2 protein-coding genes and 1 pseudogene are annotated in these 1,866 nt (G+C 59.5%); 2 read left to right on the forward strand and 1 reads right to left on the reverse strand.

Going from position 1 to position 1,866, the window contains the following annotated elements:
* Positions 1–63 (reverse strand): annotated as a pseudogene (locus ACR0P8_RS09540) (DUF4916 domain-containing protein); the annotation flags it as partial.
* A 243-nt stretch (positions 64–306) separates the two neighbouring features.
* Between ACR0P8_RS09540 and trxA the strand changes: the two are divergent.
* Both trxA and ACR0P8_RS09550 read left to right on the forward strand, forming a co-directional pair.
* Positions 307–681: a thioredoxin gene (gene trxA / locus ACR0P8_RS09545; RefSeq protein ID WP_432624829.1), complete on the forward strand. Its 375-nt coding sequence runs from the start codon at positions 307–309 to the stop codon at positions 679–681.
* Positions 682–831: 150 nt separating this feature from the next.
* Entirely contained in the window at positions 832–1,830 is a 999-nt protein-coding gene (locus ACR0P8_RS09550) for a G5 domain-containing protein (protein ID WP_432624830.1), read from the forward strand.
* Positions 1,831–1,866: the final 36 nt, after the last annotated feature.

Genomic DNA, 1,866 nt, shown 5'->3' on the forward strand with positions numbered 1-1,866 from the left:
CCCGCGATGGCGGTTGGCGTCGAAATCGCCCTCGTCGGGCACTTCATCATTCATCACTGGCATGGTTCCATTATCGCGCACGGTATGTGAATTTCACTCGATTTCGATTCCTCCGGTAGCGCAATCGAATATGGCATTGCGCCGGCGCGGCACGCGGCTATATACTTTTCGCGGGCGGGGATTCCAGCCACGGGCCGGCCGTACATATCGCATATGCCGGCATATGCGGCGTCGAAAAATCGGAACGTCGGAACATCTCGGAACACCGAAGAACATCGAAGAGAACGTCAGAAAGCAGGAACGGATATGGCAACGCATGCAGTCACTTCGCAGGATTTCAACCAAGTCGTCGAATCGAACGATCTGGTGTTCGTTGATTTCTGGGCTACCTGGTGCGGTCCGTGCCGCGCGTTCGGTCCGACGTTCGAGAAGGCGAGCGAGGCGAATCCGGACGTCTACTTCGCGAAGGTGGACATCGACCAGAATCCCGATCTGGCTTCCGCGGCCAAGGTGCAGGCGGTGCCGACGCTGATGGTCGTCAAGAACAAGCAGATCGTGTTCCAGCAGGCGGGTGCGTTGCGCGCCTCCGACTTGGACGCCCTCATCGAACAGGCCAAGGCGCTCGACATGAACGCTTCGGACGGCGGCTCCGATACCCCCTCTGGTGTTTCCGCGGAATGACAACGTTTTCGCCGCCCATCGATCGAATTCCTCGGAGTGCGCTAGACTATATGTAGTTGCGCGTTTTCCGGCGGAGCCCATGCGGCCGCGCGCAGCGCATTCGAAAAGCGATTGAATCCGCCGAGGAACTGTAAGCGATGTAGGAGCAGAATGGCTAGTCATAAACGACATGCCCAACCGGCCACCTTGTCTCTGCCGAGCAAGTCCCAGCTGGTGAAGATTGCCGCAACGGTCGCGGCAGTAGGGCTGTTGGCCACTGGTGGCTTCGTGTCCCATAATCTGTACGCCACAGCGGATGCGGATAAGGAGAAGCCCCAATCGGTTTCCGCGTACTCCGTTTCCGACGCCAACGAGGCTTCCCGTGGCAACGCGCGTGAGGCGCTGAAGGGCAACACCTCGTATGTCACCGTGAAGATCAACGGCAAGACCCGCGTGGTCCCCGGCACCGATTTCACCGACGTGAAGTCCGTGCTGGATGCCGGTGACATCACCTTGGATCCGGAAGACACCGTCTCGCCGGCGCTGACCACGAAAGTCAACGAGAAAACCGTCATCACCATCAATCGTGCGGGCGCTTCCGTCTCCGTGACGGACACTGCGATTCCGTTCAACACGGTGAAGAAGGAGACCTCCTCCCTGCCGAAGGGTCAGGAGAAGGTCGAGACCGAAGGCCAGGAAGGCGTGATGGAGACCACGAATCTCGTCACCAAATCGGGCGGCAAGGTCGTTTCCTCCAACATGATCAGCTCATATGTGAAGAAAGCCCCGACCGACAAGGTGATTCTTGTAGGCACCGGCTCCACCGCACCATCCACCGCCGCCGCGACCATCGGAACCACCGTTCCTGCCGGCGAAATGCAGCAGTGGGCCCATGACTACCTGCTGTCCAACGGCTACACCGAAGAGGACTTCACCGCGACCGTGTACATCATCTCGCACGAGTCCGGCTGGAACGTGTCCGCCACCAATCCAAGCTCCGGCGCATACGGCCTGCCGCAGGCGCTTCCGGGATCGAAGATGGTCAGCGCGGGAGCCGATTGGGCCACCAACTACCAGACCCAGCTCAAGTGGTTCTGGGGTTATTGCGCCCAGCGCTACGGCTCCATCCAGGGTGCCTATGCATACTGGCTCGCACACAAGTGCTACTGATGCCGCCGAACCTTCACTAAGCGTGCGATTCCAATC

This window comes from Bifidobacterium sp. (assembly GCF_050874245.1).
In the GTDB taxonomy this organism is placed as follows: domain Bacteria; phylum Actinomycetota; class Actinomycetes; order Actinomycetales; family Bifidobacteriaceae; genus Bifidobacterium.

Coding starts and splice junctions, on each gene's coding strand:
- trxA (WP_432624829.1), top strand. CDS start 307: ATGGCAACGCATGCAGTCACTTCGCAGGATTTCAACCAAGTCGTCGAA.
- ACR0P8_RS09550 (WP_432624830.1), top strand. CDS start 832: ATGGCTAGTCATAAACGACATGCCCAACCGGCCACCTTGTCTCTGCCG.